Origin of the sequence: Celeribacter marinus (assembly GCF_965656515.1) — a bacterium.
Lineage (GTDB): Bacteria > Pseudomonadota > Alphaproteobacteria > Rhodobacterales > Rhodobacteraceae > Celeribacter > Celeribacter marinus_D.
In genome coordinates this window covers 1-21,169 of the sequence record NZ_CBFHKW010000014.1, presented here as the reverse complement: position 1 = coordinate 21,169, position 21,169 = coordinate 1, and the positions used below count along the sequence as shown (strand labels likewise).

The 21,169-nt window shown below is 57.1% G+C and carries 21 protein-coding genes; 10 read left to right on the top strand and 11 right to left on the bottom strand.

Features of this window, described 5'->3' with window-relative positions:
• Positions 1 to 12: 12 nt before the first annotated feature.
• Complete coding sequence (locus ACTG34_RS05130; RefSeq protein ID WP_439103921.1) at positions 13 to 891, top strand: S-methyl-5'-thioadenosine phosphorylase; 879 nt, start codon at positions 13 to 15, stop codon at positions 889 to 891.
• Position 892: 1 nt separating this feature from the next.
• On the top strand, positions 893 to 1,429 hold the full coding sequence (locus tag ACTG34_RS05125) for an adenine phosphoribosyltransferase (protein WP_439103920.1): 537 nt from the start codon (positions 893 to 895) through the stop codon (positions 1,427 to 1,429).
• A 168-nt stretch (positions 1,430 to 1,597) separates the two neighbouring features.
• Here ACTG34_RS05125 and ACTG34_RS05120 read toward each other — a convergent pair whose 3' ends face one another.
• The 11 genes from ACTG34_RS05120 to coxB all read right to left on the bottom strand — a co-directional run bounded on the left by ACTG34_RS05120 (position 1,598) and on the right by coxB (position 11,255).
• The gene (locus ACTG34_RS05120; RefSeq protein WP_439103919.1) at positions 1,598 to 3,016 is read right to left on the bottom strand and encodes an FAD-binding oxidoreductase; all 1,419 of its coding nucleotides are present in this window, start codon (positions 3,014 to 3,016) and stop codon (positions 1,598 to 1,600) included.
• A 25-nt stretch (positions 3,017 to 3,041) separates the two neighbouring features.
• Positions 3,042 to 3,578, bottom strand: coding sequence for a DUF1697 domain-containing protein (locus ACTG34_RS05115; RefSeq protein ID WP_439103918.1), 537 nt, complete (start codon positions 3,576 to 3,578; stop codon positions 3,042 to 3,044).
• A gap of 20 nt (positions 3,579 to 3,598) precedes the next feature.
• Positions 3,599 to 4,189 carry a GNAT family N-acetyltransferase gene (locus tag ACTG34_RS05110; protein WP_439103917.1) on the bottom strand — a complete coding sequence of 197 codons (591 nt, stop codon included), beginning with the start codon at positions 4,187 to 4,189 and terminating at the stop codon, positions 3,599 to 3,601.
• Positions 4,189 to 5,448, bottom strand: coding sequence for a M16 family metallopeptidase (locus ACTG34_RS05105; protein WP_439103916.1), 1,260 nt, complete (start codon positions 5,446 to 5,448; stop codon positions 4,189 to 4,191). Before ACTG34_RS05105 ends, ACTG34_RS05110 begins: the two co-directional genes overlap by 1 nt.
• Positions 5,445 to 6,827, bottom strand: coding sequence for a threonine synthase (gene thrC / locus ACTG34_RS05100; RefSeq protein WP_439103915.1), 1,383 nt, complete (start codon positions 6,825 to 6,827; stop codon positions 5,445 to 5,447). The genes ACTG34_RS05105 and thrC overlap by 4 nt, the downstream gene beginning before the upstream one ends.
• 42 nt (positions 6,828 to 6,869) lie before the next feature.
• Complete coding sequence (locus ACTG34_RS05095; protein ID WP_439103914.1) at positions 6,870 to 7,541, bottom strand: SURF1 family protein; 672 nt, start codon at positions 7,539 to 7,541, stop codon at positions 6,870 to 6,872.
• Positions 7,542 to 7,628: 87 nt separating this feature from the next.
• Positions 7,629 to 8,444 (bottom strand): cytochrome c oxidase subunit 3, encoded by an 816-nt coding sequence (locus ACTG34_RS05090; protein WP_439103913.1) that lies wholly within the window; start codon positions 8,442 to 8,444, stop codon positions 7,629 to 7,631.
• A gap of 37 nt (positions 8,445 to 8,481) precedes the next feature.
• A complete protein-coding gene (locus tag ACTG34_RS05085; protein WP_439103912.1) occupies positions 8,482 to 9,063 on the bottom strand; it encodes a cytochrome c oxidase assembly protein in 582 nt (193 codons plus the stop codon).
• Complete coding sequence (locus tag ACTG34_RS05080; protein ID WP_439103911.1) at positions 9,063 to 9,242, bottom strand: hypothetical protein; 180 nt, start codon at positions 9,240 to 9,242, stop codon at positions 9,063 to 9,065. The genes ACTG34_RS05085 and ACTG34_RS05080 overlap by 1 nt, the downstream gene beginning before the upstream one ends.
• Entirely contained in the window at positions 9,242 to 10,180 is a 939-nt protein-coding gene (gene cyoE / locus ACTG34_RS05075) for a heme o synthase (RefSeq protein ID WP_439103910.1), read from the bottom strand. The genes ACTG34_RS05080 and cyoE overlap by 1 nt, the downstream gene beginning before the upstream one ends.
• Positions 10,181 to 10,349: 169 nt before the next feature.
• Complete coding sequence (coxB, locus tag ACTG34_RS05070; protein ID WP_439103909.1) at positions 10,350 to 11,255, bottom strand: cytochrome c oxidase subunit II; 906 nt, start codon at positions 11,253 to 11,255, stop codon at positions 10,350 to 10,352.
• Between the two features lie 179 nt (positions 11,256 to 11,434).
• Between coxB and tldD the strand changes: the two genes are divergently transcribed.
• From tldD to ACTG34_RS05030, 8 genes are all read left to right on the top strand, one after another.
• The gene (gene tldD / locus ACTG34_RS05065; protein WP_439103908.1) at positions 11,435 to 12,856 is read left to right on the top strand and encodes a metalloprotease TldD; all 1,422 of its coding nucleotides are present in this window, start codon (positions 11,435 to 11,437) and stop codon (positions 12,854 to 12,856) included.
• Positions 12,857 to 12,995: 139 nt separating this feature from the next.
• A complete protein-coding gene (locus ACTG34_RS05060) occupies positions 12,996 to 13,895 on the top strand; it encodes a DMT family transporter (RefSeq protein ID WP_439103907.1) in 900 nt (299 codons plus the stop codon).
• Positions 13,896 to 14,015: 120 nt separating this feature from the next.
• Positions 14,016 to 15,185: a DNA-processing protein DprA gene (gene dprA, locus ACTG34_RS05055; RefSeq protein ID WP_439103906.1), complete on the top strand. Its 1,170-nt coding sequence runs from the start codon at positions 14,016 to 14,018 to the stop codon at positions 15,183 to 15,185.
• A gap of 139 nt (positions 15,186 to 15,324) precedes the next feature.
• Positions 15,325 to 17,970, top strand: a complete 2,646-nt coding sequence (gene topA / locus ACTG34_RS05050) for a type I DNA topoisomerase (RefSeq protein ID WP_439103905.1) — start codon at positions 15,325 to 15,327, stop codon at positions 17,968 to 17,970.
• A 161-nt stretch (positions 17,971 to 18,131) separates the two neighbouring features.
• Positions 18,132 to 18,848 carry a CoA transferase subunit A gene (locus tag ACTG34_RS05045; protein WP_439103904.1) on the top strand — a complete coding sequence of 239 codons (717 nt, stop codon included), beginning with the start codon at positions 18,132 to 18,134 and terminating at the stop codon, positions 18,846 to 18,848.
• The gene (locus ACTG34_RS05040) at positions 18,817 to 19,905 is read left to right on the top strand and encodes a GSCFA domain-containing protein (RefSeq protein WP_439103903.1); all 1,089 of its coding nucleotides are present in this window, start codon (positions 18,817 to 18,819) and stop codon (positions 19,903 to 19,905) included. The genes ACTG34_RS05045 and ACTG34_RS05040 overlap by 32 nt, the downstream gene beginning before the upstream one ends.
• Positions 19,902 to 20,678 carry a hypothetical protein gene (locus tag ACTG34_RS05035; protein WP_439103902.1) on the top strand — a complete coding sequence of 259 codons (777 nt, stop codon included), beginning with the start codon at positions 19,902 to 19,904 and terminating at the stop codon, positions 20,676 to 20,678. Before ACTG34_RS05040 ends, ACTG34_RS05035 begins: the two co-directional genes overlap by 4 nt.
• Before the next feature lie 30 nt (positions 20,679 to 20,708).
• Positions 20,709 to 21,169 (top strand): 3-oxoacid CoA-transferase subunit B (locus ACTG34_RS05030; RefSeq protein ID WP_439103901.1); only part of this gene is annotated, 461 nt, incomplete at its 3' end.

The following is a 21,169-nucleotide window of genomic DNA, read 5'->3' as shown; positions in this document are numbered from 1 at the left end:
AAGGGACGAAAGATGGAACGAATGATCGGCGTGATGGGCGGCTCGGGCGTGTACGAGATCGACGGGCTACAAGACGGCACGTGGGTCAATGTCGACACACCGTGGGGCGATCCCTCCGACCAGATTTTCACCGGCGTTTTGGATGGTGTCAAAATGGCATTTCTACCCCGCCATGGGCGTGGCCACGTCCACACCCCCACGTCTGTGCCCTACCGCGCCAATATCGACGCACTCAAACGTATTGGCGTTACAGATCTGATCTCTGTCTCTGCCACAGGTAGCTTTCGCGAGGAAATGGCGCCGGGTGATTTTGTGATCGTCGATCAATTCATTGACCGCACAGTGAACCGCGAGAAAACCTTTTTCGACACGGGGTTGGTGGCACATGTCTCTGTGGCCCATCCGACCTGTGCGCGCCTATCGGGTTTGGTCTATGAGGCCGCGCGCGCCACAGGCGTCACTGTGCATATGGGGGGGACGTATTTGGCAATGGAAGGCCCACAGTTCTCCACCATGGCCGAAAGCAAAATGTACCGCGATGTCTGGGGCGCGGATGTGATCGGCATGACCAATATGCCCGAGGCCAAACTCGCCCGCGAAGCCGAAATGTGCTACGCTTCGGTCGCGATGGTCACGGATTATGACAGCTGGCACCCCGACCACGGCGCGGTCGATATCACGGCCATCATCGCGACACTGGGCGCAAATACCGCCCACGCAAAGACGCTCGTCGCCGCGATGCCCGCGCTGCTCACATCGGCTTACGCGCCTTGCGAGCACGGATGTGACCGCGCCCTTGAGTACGCGATCATGACTGCCCCAGACAAACGCGACCCCGCAATGCTTGCCAAACTGGATGCGGTCGCTGGCCGCGTCCTTAAAGGACACTGATATGACACAAAAAACCGTTCGCGATTACATCCGCACGATCGTTGATTTCCCGCATGAGGGGATCATGTTTCGCGATGTTACGACACTGTTCGCCGATCCGCGCGGGCTTCGTCTGGCGATTGATCAGATGCTGGACCCGTTTGTGGGTCAGCACATCGACAAAGTGGTGGGGCTTGAGGCTCGCGGCTTTATCCTTGGCGGGGCAATTGCGCATCAACTCTCGTTAGGGTTTGTGCCCGTGCGCAAGAAAGGCAAACTCCCCGGCAAGGTCATTTCCGAGGCATACACCCTCGAATATGGCGAGGCCGTTGTGGAAATCCACGATGATGCAATCCAAGCTGGTGAAAAAGTCCTGATCGTGGACGATCTATTGGCGACGGGTGGCACCGCACAAGCGGGTATCAAGCTCGTCGAGCGGTTGGGCGGCGAAATCGTCGGCACATCCTTTGTCGTGGATCTACCTGAACTGGGCGGACGCGCACTTTTGGAGGGTTTGGGCTACTCGGTGCATGCGCTTTGCGAATTCGACGGGGCATGAACGCTTTATTAAGATTCGTAGCCTAGTGTTAATCATGTTCCTTGGAGCAAGGAACGTTGCTTGCAGCACATGTGACTTATCACATTTCTATAGCGCCCTGATCACCCCCCTGATCAGGGCGTACCCTTTTTAGGGGTAGGTGCGCCACATCACATAGATACGCACCGTTCAATCGCGCGCACGCAAAACCGCACCGGGATTCATAATGCCATTGGGATCAAGCGCATCTTTTATCGCCCGCATGGCTGCGAGCTTTATCGGGTCTTGATAGCGTTCCAAATCGTCCACTTTCAGACGCCCCACCCCGTGTTCGGCACTCACAGACCCGTCATAGGCATGAACCAGATCGTGGACCGTTTTCTTGACCGAGGCGCGAATGGTATCGAACTCTTTGCGATCACGCCCGCGCGCGGGAAAAACGTTGTAGTGCAGGTTGCCGTCGCCCAAATGGCCAAAACAGTTCACACGGATGTCGCCCAACGCCTCAAGTTCCGCGATTCCCTCGGGGATAAAATCAGGGATACGCGACAAAGGCACCGAAATGTCGTGGCTCGATATAGCGCCCACGCGCTTGTTGCCCTCGGGAATATTCTCACGCACCGCCCAAAACTCCGCGCGCTGGCTCTCGCTTGACGAGATCACACCATCTTCCACGATCCCTGCCGTGTGGGCCGCCTCGAAGAGCGCACCAAGCGCCTCTTGCGGATCACCATCACCAGACAGGCCAACGTCGACCAAAACACACCAATCGGGGCGCGCCTCAAACGGTTGGCGCACATCGGGCAACACATCCGTTAGAAAATCCAACCCGACACCGGAAATCAATTCAAATGCCGAGATACCCTCTCCGATCAGATCACGCGCCATGGACAACAGGTCCAACGCCCCTTGCGGATCACGGACCACCATAAAAGCGGCGGCCTCTTGCGCAGGGCGCGGATACAAGCGCAGGGCGGCGGCGGTAATCACCCCCAACGTGCCCTCGGAACCAATCATCAGATTCTTGAGATCATAGCCGGTGTTATCTTTGCGCAGGCGTTTCAACCCGTGCCAAATCTCACCCGAGGGCATAACGACCTCAAGACCCAAACACAAATCGCGGGTATTGCCATAGCGCAGGACGTTCAAACCGCCGGCATTGGTGGCAAGGTTGCCACCGATCCGACACGACCCCTCAGCCGCAAGTGACAAGGGAAACAACCGGTCCTGAGCCTCGGCGGCGGCCTGAACCTGCGCCAAAATCGCACCTGCCTCAACCACGATCACATTCTCGGACGGATACACCGCGCGGACTGCCGTCATGCGCTCCAATGATAGTGCGATGGGTTCGGCGCCGTCATAGGCCACTTGGCCCAAAACAAGACCCGTTCCACCGCCCAACGGCACAACGCCCACGCCCGCCTCGTTGCACATCCGCACAATCGTAGCCACGTCATCAACGGTCCGTGGACGCGCCACCGCCGCTGCGCGTCCCTCATAACGCCCACGCGGATCATCCAACTCACCCGCTGCGCGCGGACGCACCGTGTCGTGCGGCAGGGCCGCAGCAAGACGGGTTAAAAACTCAGGTGTGGGTGTGAGGGTCATCAATCTGGATCCTTTTTGGGCGCGCTTATGCGCCACGCGCCAGCGCGGCAATTTTCAGACAGGAGTTGAGGTTGCGGGCGGTCACCATTTCGGCACGCACAAATTTTTCATATCGCGCGGCAGGCTTTGACTTTGAGGTGCCGTTGGGCGTGTAGAGATAGAACACTTGATCAATCAGCGCGAATTCCTCGCCCTTATCGCATAGCTTTTGAAATGCAACGGGATCAAATGTGATCGCCCCACGCAGAAACACCAAATGCAATCTTTGCGGTGTTTCGCTCGCTTGTGGATAGGGATTGTTCGCCAGTGCGGCCTCAAGTTCATCACGCGTCACAGCGTTGACAGGGCGTTCCAAATCGAAGACGTCGCGCAACACCGCCTCGACTGCGGCCTCAACCTGATCTCGTGGCAACGCCGATGAGACCAGTGCATTTCCCGTCTGGATATAGGTTTGCACGTCCAAAAAACCCGCATCGGCAAGGGCCGCGCGAAACGCCGCCATCGGCAATTTACCCTGCCCCGCGACATTGACCGCACGTAAAAACACAATCCAACGCTGCACGCTCGCTCTCCTTATTGGCGCTACGCCAAACCAATGTCCGTGCGCCCACGGCGATCACTGCGCAGCGCGGAATACAACACATGATTGCGCCAGCGGTTGTTAATTTGCAGATAGGCCTGCGCCACACCCTCGTATTTGAAACCGGCCTTTTCAAGCACACCACGCGACGCGGCGTTCTCAGGCAGGCACGCGGCCTCAATCCGGCTCAAATCAAGGCGGGCAAAGGCGTAATGTGTCACCGCTTCGATCGCTTCGCGCATATAGCCTGCGCGTGCATGGGGCGCGCCAATCCAATAGCCGATGGTGCCCGATTGCGCCGGACCTCGGCGAATGTTGTCGAGCGTGATCGCACCCAGCAATGCATTGTCGTCGCGGCGCACCAAAAACACGGGCAAGCCCGTATCACCCTTAATCGAGCGCTCCGCCCAATAGACACGGTTGGAGAACGCTTTGCGTGACAAATGATCGTCAGACCACTTTGGTTCCCACGGTTGCAAAAACGCTCGGCTCGCATCGCGCAACGCCACCCAATTTCGAAAATCACTGTGCTGAGGCAGTCGAAGCGTCATGCGCTCCGTATCAATCCGAACTTTGGCTTTGCGCGCAAGCATCAGGCGGCAAACCTGTCTTGTAGCGCCTCCAGAGTAGGTGCGTTTTCAATCGGACCATACAGTGCCATTGCCCCGCTGCCTTGTCCCATTTCCGACAAGAACTTGCGGGCCTTTTCCACACTCACATCGTCGATGCGGGCGATGGTTTCGGACAGCTCGGGCACACGGTTCCAGATTCCGATCATACGCGCATTTCGCTCCGCACGGCTTGACGGGCTTTCAAGCCCCATCAAAAGACCCGCCTTGATCTGTGCACGCGCACGATCGACTTCGTCAGTGCGCATTTCATCTGCGGCGCGCTTGATCTCGTCGATAGTCAGCTCTGCCAGATCCTTGATCTCGTCGGCGGATGTACCGGCGTAAATGGTTGTCATTCCAGTATCAGAATAGGCGCCGGACTGCGCATAAATCGTGTAACACAACCCGCGCTGCTCACGCACAGTTTGGAACAATCGCGACGACATTCCACCGCCCAATGCTGTTGCAGCAGTTTGGGCGACATAAATGTCTTCGTCACGGTAACCCGGCCCCTCAAAGGCCAGTGTGAAGTGTGCTTGTTCGAGGTCTTTCACCTTGCGAAAATCACCGCCCTGAAACACCGCTTTGTCAGCGATATCATCGCCGCGTTTTGGCAAGCCGCCAAAGATCGCTTCGGCTTCGCGCACGAGCGTGTCATGATCGACGGCCCCTGCAGCCGATAGCACCATACGCTCTGGGCAATAGTGCTCTGCGATGAAGTTGGCCAAGTCCTCGCGTGAAAACGAATTGACGCGTTCAGCAGGGCCGAGAATGGTGCGGCCAAGCGCCTGAGACGGATATGCCGCCTCTTGCAACCAATCAAAAATCACATCGTCGGGCGTATCAAGCGACTGACCGATTTCTTGCAAAATCACACCACGCTCGACCTCCAACTCACGAGGATCAAACACGGGATTCATCAAGATGTCGCCAATCACATCGAGCGCCAAAGACACGTCATCTTTGAGGACACGCGCATAATAGGCGGTCGCCTCGCGCGATGTGTAGGCGTTCAGATACCCACCAACATTTTCAAGAACTTCCGCGATTTCCAACGGGGAACGCCGCGTGGTCCCTTTGAACGCCATATGCTCCAAAAAGTGCGCAATACCGTTTTGCTCGATCCGCTCATGGCGTCCGCCCGCCAGAACCCAAACACCGATCGAGGCGCTTTCAAGGGCTGGCATGCTTTCAGTGACAATGCGAAATCCGTTGGACAGTGTATGTAGTTGGATGGTCAAGCGAGACGCTCCTTCACCAACGCTTTTAGCGTGGCTAAATCATTGGGGACAACGGTAAACCGTTCGTCTTTGCCGAACAGGTCACCCATACGTTCGGGCAACTCGGGATGGATGCCGCATGCGGCCTCCACGGCGGCGGGAAATTTTGCGGGGTGTGCGGTCGCCAGTGAAATCATCGGGACGTCCGACAAATGCGCCTCGGCCACTTTTACAGCAACGGCCGTATGTGGGCATAGCACTTCAGTCGTGCGCGCGTGGAATGCGGCGATCGCTTGAGATGTTTCGTCCTCGGACGCGCGGCCGGACGCGAACAAATCGCGCAAACGGTCCATGGCCCCTTGGGAAATCTTGAACTCTCCGGCTTTAAACTCGTCCATTAGCTGCGCAATTGCTGCGCCCTCACGGTCGTAAACGTCGAACAAGGCCCGCTCAAAGTTGGAGCTGACCTGAATATCCATCGACGGAGATATGGACGGTGTCACACCTTGCTTGGTGCAGGCTCCCGTTTCCATCGTGCGGTGCAAAATGTCGTTATGGTTGGTCGCGATTACCAATTCTCCAATCGGCAAGCCCATTTTCTTGGCAATATAGCCCGCGAAAATGTCACCAAAGTTGCCCGTGGGCACCGTGAACGACACCTTGCGATGTGGCGCGCCAAGTGACACAGCCGAGGTAAAGTAGTAAACGACTTGGGCTAAAACCCGCGCCCAGTTGATCGAATTTACGGCGGCCAGTTTCACACCGTCACGGAACTCATGATCGGCAAACATCTCTTTGAGGGCTGCCTGACAATCATCAAAGTCGCCCTCAACGGCGAGCGCATGCACGTTCGCCTCTGTGGGCGTGGTCATCTGACGGCGCTGAACATCCGATACGCGGCCATGCGGAAAGAGGATAAACACATCGACATTGTGCAACCCTTTGAACGCCTCAATTGCCGCTGATCCGGTATCGCCAGAGGTTGCGCCTACAATCGTCACGCGGTCGCCACGGCGTTCAAGGGCCGCTTGAAACAACTGGCCAATGAGTTGCATCGCAAAATCTTTGAATGCCAAAGTCGGGCCGTGGAACAATTCCAACAAGAAATGGTTCGGCCCGAGTTGCACAAGCGGCGCGCGCGCATCATGACCAAAGGTCGCGTAAGCTTTTGCAATGATCTCTTTAAACTCGGCGTCAGTAAACGTCTCGCCGATAAACGGTTTCATGACGCGAAATGCAACGTCTTCGTACGACTGGCCAGCAAAGGATGCGATCTCATCCACCGACAGGGTCGGGATGGTTTCGGGCACATAAAGCCCACCATCGGACGCAAGCCCTGTCAGCATCGCTTCTTCAAATGAAAGGTCCGGCGCTTGGCCGCGTGTGGAGATATATTTCATCGCTCGTCTTTCCCTCTAGGGGCAGTTTGCATCACACGGGCCTCACCCGCGTCTGGCCCTCATACGCCACAGGAGCAAGCTTGTCATCCCGAACCAAACGGCGGCGAATAAAAACCACTGGACCATGTAGCTAAAGTGATTGTTGGGGATTGCCGCGACACTCACCGGTAGCGGCAAAATTCCAGTCCCCGTAGACTCCTGTGCAACGATCAAGATCGGCGCAGCCTCAAGCGCCTGAGCCATTTTCGTCACGTCCCGCGCATACCAATAATTGGCAGCGGGGTCGTCTTGGGGAATGAAGCGGTCACGCTCGTCCGGCCACTGCAAGTTGCCAACCACCTCGATATCCCCTATTGGGCGCTCGGCCTCTTTTGCCGCCGTTGGCACATATCCACGATCCAGCATAACCGTGCGACCATCCTCCAACGTGAGCGGAGCGATGATGCGAAACCCCGCGCCAAAATCACGCGACGAGACCAATACATGCAACTCCGCCGCGCCAAGTGTGCCACGGACACGCACCGGCCGGTATTCATCGGCATCAGGATCAGGGGTAAGCGGCAATGCCACAGGAGCATCGTAAATCATTGCTTCGATCTGTGCGATTTCGGTTTCCTTTTGCGGAATTCGACCCATTTGCCAAAGGCCAAGCGCGATCAGGATCGCAAAGCCGATAAGGCCGAAAACCAAAGTGGTGAGAAAACCGCGTTTCATACAGGCAAGCCTCCAAAGACAAAGGGCGCCGAGTTGCCCCCGCGCCCTTCTATGTCGTTTCTCATACGCGTTAAATACGCAAAGCCGTTACTGGCCCCAGACGTAGACCGCCACAAAGAGGAAGAGCCATACAACGTCCACAAAGTGCCAGTACCAAGAGGCGGCCTCAAAGCCGATGTGATCCTCAGATGTGAAATGGCCGCGCTGCGCACGGAACAAGCAAATCAACAAAAAGATCGTGCCGATGATGACGTGTGCACCGTGAAATCCTGTGGCCATGAAGAACGCCCCAAAGAAGAATTCACCACCAAACGTCCAGCCTTCGTGAACGAGCAATTCATAATACTCATAGACTTGGAACAGCGTGAACACTGCGCCGAACAACACACCGCCCGCAAGGCCGGCCACGATGTCTTTGCGCACATTGCCGTGGACAAGGGCGTGGTGCGCCCATGTGACCATCGCACCCGAACACAACAACAGCAGCGTGTTGATCAGTGGAAGGTGGAACGCATCAACGGGAATGATTTCCGGTTTGACGTATTCTGTCCCTGCATATTCATACATGGGGTACATCGCGTTCTTGAAAAACGCCCAGAACCATGCGGCAAAGAACATGACTTCGGACATGATGAACATGATGAAGCCATAGCGTAGGCCAATGCGAACCACAGGCGTGTGATCGCCCGCTTGGTTCTCGAGGATCGTTTCGCGCCACCAGCTCCACATGACGTAGAGCACACCAACAAACCCGATCAAAAAGACGAAGGGTTGGTTGTTGTCGACAGCCGGTGACATCCACAAAACTGCACCAAACAGCATGATAAACGCCATAAGTGAGCCAAGCAGCGGCCACGGTGACGCTGGTAGGATGTGATAATCGTGGTTCTTTTCGTGCGCCATAAGTGCGTCCCTCTCCCTTGAGATGGTCCCTAACGGGTTAGTTGATGTCGGTGTCTTTGGTAACGTCGCTGTTCAAGGCGGCGTAATCCTCAGGCATATCTGTTTCATAGAATGTATAGGACAGCGTGATCCGATGCACGAACTTTGCATCCCTGTCCGTGGTGATTTCGGGATCGACGTAGAAAGTCACGGGCATCAACACGCTCTCTCCAGGTTGCAACACCTGTTCGGTGAAGCAAAAGCAATCGATTTTCGTGAAAAAGCCGCCCGCCTCGAACGGGGCAACATTGTAGGTCGCGGTGCCGGCAATGGGGCGATCAGATGTGTTGGTCGCCTCATAAAACGCCAAACCTGTCTCGCCAATACGCAATTCCATCTCGCGCTCTACGGGTTTGAACTCCCATGGAAAGCCGCGATCAATGGAGGCGTCGAACCGAATTTTGATGGTTTCGTCCAGAATCACATCAGATCCGGTATCGGACACAGACGTCTCGCCGCCAAAGCCGGTCACTTTACAAAACCATGAGTAAAACGGGACAGATGCCCATGCCAACGCGCCCATCACAAAGACAACGCCAACGAGTTGAGCTGCGGTTTTTTGCGGTCCTGCCAGTGCCATTATTTTGTGATCCCTTGTTGCGCAGGGCCAACGCCGGGCATCAGCGCGTTGTTTTGTGCGGTGAGTTTGACCACGGTCAGGCTCATCACCAATACGACGAAAAGACCAAGAACCAAGCCAAGGCCAACATTACGTGATTTGCGACTGTTGTGAACTTTGTGAAGCTTTGCGATGGCCATTAGAATGGACCTCCTATGCCAAAATCACGCAGCACTCTATCCACCATCAGGGCAGTAAAATGCAAAAACAGATAGGCGAGCGACAGCTTGAAGACGTATCTCTCAACCTTGTACTTATCCGCCTCGGCTTGCGCCTCGTCACGGCGGTAGATATCCCACGCACCTTTTAGGAACGCCCCGTTCATAACCACGGCCACGACCAGATAGCTCCACCCTGCGAGGGGGGTGAGGAAGAGTGCGAAGGCCGTCAAAACCAGTGCGAATGTATAGACAAGGATGTGGGCGCGCGTGACGCGTTTGCCGTGTGTCACCGTCAACATCGGCACTTTGGCCTTGTCGTAATCGGAATTCATGAATAGCGCCAAAGCCCAGAAATGCGGTGGCGTCCACATGAACGTCAGCATGAACATCAACGTCGAGGCGAGTGTGATATCACCCGTCACAGCCGCCCAACCGATCATCGGGGGAAACGCCCCTGCGGCGCCACCGATCACAATGTTCTGGGGCGTCGAGCGCTTGAGCCACATGGTGTAAACCACGGCGTAAAAGAAGATGGTGAAAGCCAAAAGGCCCGCGGCAACCCAATTGGACGCAAGGCCCAACATAACAACCGAAAAGCCCGACAACGTCAGACCAATAGCAAGCGCCTCGCCCGCCTCAACCTTGCCTGCCGGAATAGGCCGTTTTGCCGTGCGCTTCATCACACGGTCAATATCGGCATCATACCACATATTCAGCGCACCAGATGCGCCGCCGCCAATGGCGATGCACAAGATCGAGAAGAATGCGACAAAGGGATGTATATTGCCTGGCGCCACAAACAGGCCCGCCAGTGCCGTAAACACCACCAAAGACATCACGCGTGGCTTTAGCAAAGCAAAGTAATCGCCAAATCCCGCTTCGCGTTCGTCGTCAAAATTGATGGTCGCGTCAGTCATCGCGCGGGGTGTCCTTGGGGTAACTGCCGCCCCGTCTTGGGCTCATGCGAGTTGAGCCTCGTGTCGGGGGCGGCGATGTCGTGCGTTGGCCAGTTTGCCAGAGCGGGGCGATGAATGCCGCCCGCGCTAAACATGTATCGCTCCCGCACCTGCGCAAGGAGCGCGCCTCTTACTCGGCGGAGGCCAGTTGGATCAGCTGAGCACCGGTATCGAGGGACGCATATTCCTCTTTCGCCTCAGCAAGCCAAGTAGCGTAGTCTTCTTCGGAGACAACCTCGACCGTGATTGGCATGTAGGCGTGGTCTTTGCCGCATAGCTCGGAACACTGACCAAAGAAGGTGCCTGTTCTTTCGGCGTTGAACCAAAGCTCGGCCACACGCCCCGGAACGGCGTCTTGTTTTACGCCAAAGGCCGGAATGGTCCACGAGTGGATCACATCAGATCCTGTCACGCCCATCACAACAACTTTGCCAACGGGCACAACAACACGGGTATCTGTGGCCAAAAGGAACTGATCAGTTGTGTAGCCTGCGTCAATGAGCGCTTGCTCGACTTCAGGTGTGCGCACGTAGTTGCCGACTGTCGCAGGCTGACCAATCATGTAGCTGTCAAAGCCAAAACCTTCGTCCACGTAATCATAGGTCCAGTACCACTGGTTGCCCGTTACCTTGATGTAAATATCGCCTTCTGGGATTTCTTGTTGCTTGAACAAAACCGGAAGGGAGTATGCACCGATCACAACAAGGACCAAAATCGGTACAAGCGTCCAAGCCACCTCGATCGGGGTGTTGTGAGTAAAGGTTGCGGGTGTCGGATTCGCACGACGGTTAAAGCGCACGATTACGACTGCGATCAACGCAACCACGAACAAAACGATGACACCGATGACCCAGTTCAACATGCCGTCGAGCCATTGGAGGTCACGTGCGAGTTCTGTCGCGGGCTCTTGGAAGTCGATACCCTTTGGGCGTGGAGCGCCAAGCATCTCGCCTGCGCTTTGGGCAACGGCGGAAACTGCGCCAGATGCTGCGAAAAAGGCGGCCGTTAGACCTAAGGTGAGGGATTTAGTGCGCATATTCTCTTCCCGTTTGTACGTTCAGGACGACGTGCCCTGTGTCACCGCGCTCGTTGGTCGAACGCATTTCCATTTGTGTCTTTGGCGCTGAGAGTCATACTAGCCATTCAACGCCCATCATTGGGTTCCCGTTTGACCGCTTTTTTTGATCTAGATCAAGCCCTGAGGACCATAATTTTATGTCACCGAGACGTTTTGACCCATTCCACGATGCTCTGGATCGCGATGCAGCCCTCAAAACACTGCAAGAAGCAGTGAATGGGGCCGACGACGGAGAGTTATTTCTTGAACGCCGCACCTCGGAAGGGCTGGTGTTTGACGATGGACGGATTCGCAACGCCTCTTATGACGCGAGCGAGGGATTCGGGTTGCGGGCCGTGCGCGGCGAAACGGCGGGATACGCGCATTCCACCGAAATTTCTGAAAGCGCTATTAAACGCGCCGCCGAAACTGCAAGGCTGGCTGTGGGTCACGGCGGCGGCACGATGGCGGATGCACCGCGCGCAACCAACACACGGCTGTACACAGACGAAAACCCGATGGACGGCGCAGCCTTTGACGCCAAAATCGACACGCTGGCCGAGATCGACGCCTATCTGCGTGACCTTGATCCGCGCGTGGTTCAAGTCACCGCATCACTTGCCGCCTCTTATCAAGAGGTGTTCATCCTGCGTCCCGAAGGCGGGCTTGTCTCCGACATCCGCCCAATGGCCCGCCTGAATGTTTCGGTCATCGTCGAACAGGGCGGACGCCGCGAAAGTGGGTCATCGGGGGGCGGCGGGCGCACGGGCATGACCGGAATGATGCACCCTGATCACTGGAAAACAGTCGCCCGCGAGGCATTGCGCGTGGCCTGTGTCAATCTCGAAGCCATCCCGGCCCCTGCGGGCGTGATGGATGTCGTCCTAGGGCCAGGCTGGCCCGGCATTTTGCTCCACGAGGCTATCGGGCATGGCCTTGAGGGCGATTTCAACCGCAAGAAAACCTCCGCATTTGCCGGTTTGATGGGACAACAAGTGGCCGCAAAGGGTGTGACGGTTCTGGATGATGGCACGATCCCCGATCGTCGCGGCTCCATCACCATCGACGACGAGGGCACCCCCAGCGCAAAGAACACCCTTATCGAAGACGGCAAGCTCGTCGGCTATATGCAAGACCGCCAAAACGCCCGCCTGATGGGCGTGGCCCCTACCGGAAACGGACGCCGCGAAAGCTATGCCCACACACCGATGCCGCGCATGACCAACACCTACATGCTGGGCGGTGATACTGCGCCCGAGGATATTGTCGCCGACCTCAAAGACGGCATTTACGCCGTGGGCTTTGGCGGCGGACAAGTCGACATTACAAACGGCAAGTTCGTGTTTTCGTGCACCGAAGCCTACCGTGTCGAGAACGGCATTGTCGGCGCACCGGTCAAAGGGGCGACACTGATTGGCGATGGGGCCACCGCCCTCAAACATATCCGTCACATCGGCAACGACATGGCCCTTGACCCCGGCATGGGCAATTGCGGCAAAGCAGGCCAATGGGTGCCCGTGGGAGTGGGACAACCAACCCTGATGATCGGTGGGCTAACCGTGGGCGGCTCGGCAAAATAATACGGACACCACCGCGCACCACCTTGGACGATGTACGCACAGGCCATTGTCGTTCTTGGTGTGTGCGCCTAGCCCAGTGCATCTGTACCATGCGACACTACGCCACGCAGTGCGCACCAACCCGAAAGCTCACATTCACATGACGATCAGCCACACCTCTGCCCCGGATGCAGGCCGCCCTTTGTTGGGCATTGTGCTCGTCGCGCTCACGACCCTTTTCTTTGCGTTGACCGATGTGTTTAGCAAACAGTTGACGATGGCCTATCCGGTTCCTGTGGTGATGGCGGTGCGCTATTTGTCGAGTTTGATCCTGCTATTGGTCATCTTTGGCCCACGCATGGGCAAGTCCCTATGGGGCACCAACCGCACCAAACTGGTGATCGTGCGGGCGGGTGTTCTCACGCTTGCGTCCTTGACCATGGGCCATGCGCTGCGCCTCATGCCCGTCGGAGAGACCATCGCCATTCTCTATCTTTCGCCCTTTGCCGTTATGGCGCTTGCCGTGCCAATCTTGGGCGAAAAGGTGACGCGTTGGGGTGTCTTTTTTGCCGTTCTGGGATTTTCGGGCGTGCTTTTGGTGCTACGTCCTGGATCTGGCCTCGATCCGATTGGCGTGCTCTGGGCGCTGAGCAATGCGAGCTGTGCCACTGCGTTCCATTTGCTCACACGAAGCCTTTCACGCACAGAAACCGCCATTTCCATGCTGTTTTTTGTCACGCTCATCGGCTCGATTTTTTTCGTGGTTATGGCGCTTCCGCATCTATCAAGCGTTCGCCCCCCGCTTCACGATTTGGGATTGATGGTGTTTGTCGGTATCACCGCCACCTCTGGACACTTCTTGTTTGCCGTGGCCTACCGCGAAGCACCCGCCGCCATTATCGCCCCGCTCAACTATCTGCATCTGGTCTGGGCCGCGCTGCTTGGTTGGGCGGTGTTCAACTATACGCCTACGGGGCTGAGCGTGCTTGGCATGGTGACTATTATCGGTGCGGGCGCGGCGCTTGCCGTCAATGGGCACATCTCCAAGACCAAACCCTGACGCAACGTTGCGTTGCTCCGAATATTTTAAATGCGGTTCAACATTTTTGTGTTTTGATAACCAGCCGTTAACCAATTTGCGCGATATTAAGGATGCAAGAGACGGAGCGAGGCGGCTAAAATGGATTTCATCCCTTCCCACCACCCCCTCACCCCACCCCACGTTGCGGAAGACAAAGCTGTCCTCCTTCGCCTCTTGCGATCGCGCCGCGTCGGCCCAACAACCTTTCACAAATTAATCGCGGAACACGGCACAGCAGCAGCCGCTTTGGATGCATTGCCCCACGTGGCGCGCAACGCCGGTGTCTCGAATTACCAGATATGCCCCGAGGGAGTCGTGACCGCCGAACTGGCCGCAGGTCGCGCATTTGGAGCCACATTAGTGGCGCAAAGTGACGCTGCCTATCCGGCTTTGTTATTCGCCCTCGCTGACGCCCCGCCCCTCATCTGGATGAAGGGTGATTTGTCGCTGGTCGAGCGCCCGATGTTGTCCATCGTGGGCGCGCGAAACGCCTCCTCGCTTGGGGTTCGCTTTGCGCGAACGCTCGCCGCTGACCTTGGCCGTGAGGGGTTTGGTATCGTATCCGGACTGGCGCGCGGCATCGACGCCGCAGCGCACGAAGGCGCACTTGAGACCGGCACAATTGCCATTTTGGCGGGCGGGCTCGACACGATCTATCCAAAAGAAAACACAGCCATTTATCATCGCATTTGCGAAACTGGCATTGTGATGTCCGAGCAACCATTGGGCATGAAACCATTCGCGCGTCATTTCCCCATGCGCAATCGTATCGTGTCGGGGTTGAGCCGCGCCACCATCGTCGTTGAGGCGGCCGCCAGATCCGGATCGCTCCTCACCGCAGGCAACGCATTGGATCAAGGCCGTGACGTGATGGCCGTGCCGGGTCACCCGTTCGACGCACGCGCCTCCGGTTGTAACATCTTGCTGCGCGATGGGGCCGCGTTGATCCGCAGCGCCCGCGATGTTCTGGATGCCCTCGCCAGCGCGCCACCCGCCAAGCGCGTGCGATCAGCCTCGCCCGCCTCACGCCACATCGCGACTGCATCCCCCGTCAAGATCCCGCCAGTGCGCGCACAAACGCGCAGCCTGTCCGAGCATTCCATCCTCCACACCGAAATTCTAGCGCGCCTGAGTACAACCGCACTTCCCGAAGATGCCCTCATGCGTGACCTCGATGCCCCCAAAGATCTGATCAGTGCCGAGCTGCTCAATCTGGAGCTATCGGGCCGTATTGCCCGCAAATCTGGCGGGCTTTTGTCCCTGATCTAACAAACGCAAAAGAGTGCGACTTTTTCCTGCCCTTAAGGGCAGGGGAAGAAATTGCGTTTTCACCCAATTGACAATCGCCAGTTGCGCAGCACATTTTGCCCCGCCATAAGGCCCGCAAAGTTATGTAAGAGGACAAAGCATGCCCGTAGTAGTTGTTGAATCTCCGGCGAAAGCCAAAACGATCAATAAATATCTCGGCAAAAACTTCACGGTGCTGGCGTCCTATGGCCACGTGCGGGACTTGCCGGCGAAAAACGGATCGGTCGATACAGACGCCGATTTCGAGATGACGTGGGAGATCGGCGCTGACAGCCGCAAACACGTCAAAGCCATCGCAGATGCCCTGAAGACCGACGACACTCTCATTCTCGCAACCGACCCTGACCGCGAAGGCGAAGCCATTTCGTGGCACTTGCAAGAAGCATTGACCAAGCGCAAGGCGATCAAAAAGTCGACGGCCGTGTCACGTGTCACGTTTAACGCGATCACCGAAAAAGCTGTCACCGAGGCGATGAAAAACCCGCGCCAAGTTGACGCACCTCTGGTTGAGGCCTATCTGGCGCGGCGTGCGCTCGACTATCTCGTGGGCTTCAACCTCTCGCCCGTTTTGTGGCGCAAATTGCCCGGCGCGCGTTCTGCGGGCCGCGTGCAATCGGTGTGCTTGCGCTTGATCGTGGAGCGCGAAACAGAGATCGAGGCATTCAACCCACAAGAATACTGGACAGTCAAAGCCTTGCTTGAGACCCCGCGCGGTCAAGCTTTCGAGGCGCGTTTGACGCAATTGTCGGGCAAAAAACTCGACAAATTTGATCTTCACGACAAAATCGGGGCCGAAATGGCCGTGGCGGCGGTCTCGTCACGCGGTTTACACGTTGATACGGTTGAGGCCAAACCCGCCTCCCGCAACCCCTCCGCGCCCTTTATGACCTCGACCCTACAACAAGAGGCGAGCCGCAAATTCGGCTTTGGGGCGCGTCAAACCATGAACTCGGCACAGCGTCTCTACGAGGCGGGCCTGATCACCTACATGCGAACCGATGGCATCGACATGGCACCAGAGGCCGTGACCCAAGCCCGTCAGGCCATTGCGGACCGATATGGTGACAAATATGTTCCCAAAAGCCCGCGCATCTACAAAAACAAGGCGAAGAACGCCCAAGAGGCGCACGAGTGTATTCGCCCAACCGATATGTTCGCCGCCCCTGACAAAGTGAACCTGTCCGACAAAGACCAAGCGCGCTTGTACGACCTGATCTGGAAGCGCACCATTGCCGCCCAGATGGAAGGCGCACGTATGGAGCGCACCACGGTCGAGATTACATCCGATGACCGCGAAGTCGTGTTGCGCGCCACAGGTCAAGTCGTGGTGTTCGACGGCTTTATGGCCGTCTACACCGAAGGCCGCGATGACGTGGACGAGGATGACGAGGGTCGTTTGCCCCAGATCACCCAAGGCGACGCGCTCAAACGCATTGCGGGTGGTTTGACCGACCAAGCCACGGACAAAACCGCATTGATGGGCGACAACGATTCTGTGATGGGTCTACAGCATCACACCAACCCGCCACCCCGCTACACCGAGGCCACACTGGTCAAGCGTATGGAAGAGTTGGGCATCGGCCGCCCCTCGACTTATGCATCTGTCCTCTCGACAATCGTAGAGCGCGAATACGTCAAAAAGGAACAAAACCGTCTGATCCCCGAAGACAAAGGGCGGATTGTGACGATCTTCTTGATGAATTTCTTTCGCAAATATGTCGGCTACGAGTTTACCGCTGATCTTGAGGCCGAGTTGGACGAGGTGTCCGCAGGCGAACGCAACTACAAAGAGGTTTTGGGCCGGTTCTGGCGCGATTTCTCTGCCGCAATCGGTGAGACGTCTGAGTTGCGCATTTCCGAAGTGCTCGACAAGCTCGACGATGCCCTCGCCCCGCAACTCTACCCCGCCCGCGATGATGGGTCTGATCCGCGCGTTTGTCCCAAGTGTGGCGAAGGCAGCTTGCACCTGAAAACGTCCCGCTCTGGGGGCTTTGTCGGCTGTTCCAATTATCCAGAATGCCGTTTCACCCGCCCGATCAGTGGTGAGGGGGCCGAGAGCTATGAAAAGGTTCTTGGCCAAGACAACGGTGACGATATCTCGTTACGCTCTGGCCGCTTTGGCCCCTATGTGCAGCGCGGCGAAGTCACCGAAGAGAACAAAAAGCCCAAACGCGCATCCCTGCCCAAAGGGTGGGCCCCTGAGAGCATTGATCTTGAAAAAGCCCTGACATTGCTCAACCTGCCACGCGAAATCGGCATGCATCCCGATGGCGGCGCGATCTCGTCGAACCTTGGCCGTTTTGGCCCCTATGTCATGCACCAGCTTCCCGATGAGGAAAAGCCGATCTACGCCAACCTGACCAATCCGGACGAAGTGTTCGAGATTGGGATGAACCACGCGATGGAACTCATCACGCACAAACGTGAAAATCCAGGTCGTGGTCGCGCGGGTGCAAAAGCCCTCAAAGAGCTAGGGGATCACCCCGACGGCGGCGCAATCAAAATCATGGACGGGAAATACGGCCCCTATGTGAAATGGGAAAAGGTCAACGTGACCTTGCCCAAAGAGATCAAACCGGACGACATCACGGTCGAACAAGCCCTCGAATTGATCGCAACGAAAAAGCCGGCCAAAAAGAAAGCCGCGGCAAAAAAGAAGCCCGCAGCGAAAAAAGCCACCACCAAAAAACCCGCAGTGAAAAAGAAACCTGCGACTAAGAAACCCGCAGCGAAAAAAGACGACTAAGCCGCGCTTGGATCTCAAACGACCGACACGAAAGAGCGCCCGATGTGGCGCTCTTTTCACATCTCGCGCCGCAGGCGCACCCTCTTTCGCATGTGCAGAATATTGACAGCGCGCCGCAGCTTCGCCACTGTCAGCCCAACACCATGAAAGAGGACCTCAAGATGAACAAAGTATATGGCTCCGCCACCGACGCTCTCGACGGGCTCCTCACAGACGGCATGTTGATCGCAGCGGGCGGGTTTGGCCTTTGCGGCATCCCCGAATTGCTCATTGATGCCATCGTCGAAAGTGGCGTCAAAGACCTCACTGTCGCCTCCAATAACGCAGGTGTCGACAGCTTTGGATTGGGCAAATTGCTCGATACGCGCCAGATCCGCAAAATGATGTCGTCCTACGTAGGCGAGAACGCCGAGTTCATGCGCCAATACCTATCGGGCGAGTTGGAGCTTGAGTTTAACCCGCAAGGCACATTGGCCGAACGGATGCGCTCGGGCGGGCACGGCATACCGGCATTTTACACCAAAACCGGTGTCGGCACCGTGATTGCGGACGGCAAAGAGCACAAAGACTTTCCCACAGGCCCGAATGGACAACCCGAAACCTACATCATGGAAGAGGGTATTTTTGCTGACATAGCGATCGTCAAAGCATGGAAAGCCGATGAGACAGGCAACGCGATATTTCGCAAAACCGCGCGCAATTTCAATCCGCCCGCAGCGATGTGTGGCAAGGTCTGCATCATGGAAGTCGAGGAAATCGTTCCCACAGGATCACTTGACCCCGACAAAATCCATTTGCCCGGCATTTACGTGCACCGCTTGATCCAAGGCGACCACGAAAAGCGGATTGAGCAACGCACAACGCGTCCAGCAGCCTAAAAGCGCCGTGCGCTCCCCCTATGACACCTTAGAAGAACGTGCGTTTTGGCGCACCGCAGTTGCGGCATGCGACCCGACTGCGATGGAGGGTCTGTACCGCCCAAAGTTCGAGATAACCAAAGACACCGCGATCATGACAGCGGGGTCATGTTTCGCGCAACATGTACATCGCACGCTCAAAGAGCGCGCGTGGACCGTCATCGACACTGAGACGCCGCGCGGCTTCTTTCCCCGCGATGTTCTCAATCGGTTTGGGTACGCGATGTATTCGGCGCGCTATGGCAACATCTATACCGTGCGCCAATTGCGACAACTCTTGCGCGAGGCCTATGGCGATTTGACCCCTGCCAACCCCGTGTGGACGCGCGGCGACCGCTTTTTCGATGCCCAGCGCCCCAACGTGGAACCTGATGGGTTGGAGAGCGCCGCTTTGGTTCGCGAAGCACGTGCGCGCCACTTGACCGCGATCTGTGCCGCCCTCGCCAAAGCCGACGCGTTTGTCTTTACGCTTGGCCTGACCGAAACATGGATGCACCGCGACACTGGCACCGTATATCCGACCGCTCCGGGAACCATCGCGGGATCGTATGATCCGGACGTTTATGCGCTCCACAACGCCACAACCTCTGAAATTTTGACCGATTTGGCCGCCGTTCGCGCGATCTTGCAAACGGTTAATCCACAGATGAAAATGCTGCTCACCGTGTCGCCCGTCCCACTCACGGCCACGTCCACACCCGCCCATGTGCTGGCTGCGACTACGTATTCCAAAGCCGTCTTGCGCGCCGCCGCAGGTGAGTTTTGCGCCGCACATGGCGATGTCGACTACTTTCCATCTTTTGAGGTCATCACTAACCCCGCTGCGCGGTCCTCGTTTTACAAGGACAATCTACGCTCGGTTGAGGACGCGGGCGTGGCCGCCGCGATGCAGATGTTCTTTGCCGCACATGATCCACAGGGTGCTGATGCGCCGCCCGCGCCGCATTTGCAGGCCGAGGACAACGGTGACGATGATCTGATCTGTGAGGAGGCGCTGATCCGCGCGACCCGCACATGAAAGTACTCGTTCTCGGCACGTCTCACACCGTATGCTTTCGCGAGGCGCTCACAGAGTTGCGCACAGACTACAGCGACCTCACTCTCCAGACATTCGGGCTTCCTGGCGGTAAATTCGCCGATGCCACGTTTGAGGGCACCACCTTTTGCGCGACACCTCAGGCGCGCGATGTGGCGTTGGAGTGGAACGGGGTCACCCAAATTGATTTAGCCCCGTTTGATCATATTTTGATGGTGGGTGAGCGGTTCTCGTTTCAATCCATCACCCGTATGCTCGCCTCACACGATATCTTGGAAGACGCCCCTCGCGCGGCGGACGCCCTGATCAGTACCGCAGCATTAGAGGCGCTTATTGATGGCGCAGTTGCCGCGCAAGTCAGTGCGATTGTCGCGCGTTTTGGACGCGATGCGCGCATCACCTGCCTGCCCGCGCCCTACCCGCTTGCCCGCAGTTGGAAACAAGGCGCAGGGCATGAACGGTTCATAACCACGCTGAGCAATCGCGACACCGCGCATCGTTGGATGACAAGGTTCGAGGCCAGCATTGGCGCGCATCTGGCGGAGGCTGGCATGGGATTTCTGGCGCAACCCCGCAACACGCTGCATGACGCATTTCGCTCGCGCAATGCCTATGCATGGCCAAACTCATCACAAGAGGCCGCAGGCGCGCATGTCGACAACCGCCACCTCAACACCGAATACGCACGGATCGCCTTTGCGGCCTATGCGAATGACACCTTGAACATGCGCCCCACACGGGCGCACACTACGTAAACCGCGCAGACGCGAAAAGGAGAACAACACATGCCTTGGGATCGCAACCAAATGGCGGCACGCGCCGCACTTGAACTTCAAGACGGCACCTATGTGAACCTCGGCATCGGGATTCCAACGCTTGTGCCAAACTTCATCCCCGAGGGCGTAACGGTGACGTTGCAATCCGAAAACGGGATGCTCGGCATGGGGCCGTTTCCCGTTGAGGGCGACGAAGACGCCGACCTGATCAACGCGGGCAAACAGACCATCACCGAACTGCCGCAGACCTCCTATTTCGACAGCGCGACCTCGTTCGGCATGATCCGTGGCGGCAAGATCGCCATGGCCATTCTTGGCGCGATGGAAGTTGACGAAAAGGGCGATCTGGCCAACTGGATGATCCCCGGAAAACTGGTCAAGGGCATGGGGGGTGCCATGGATCTCGTGGCGGGCGTGGGCCGTGTGGTCGTGGTCATGGATCACACGAACAAACATGGCGATAGCAAATT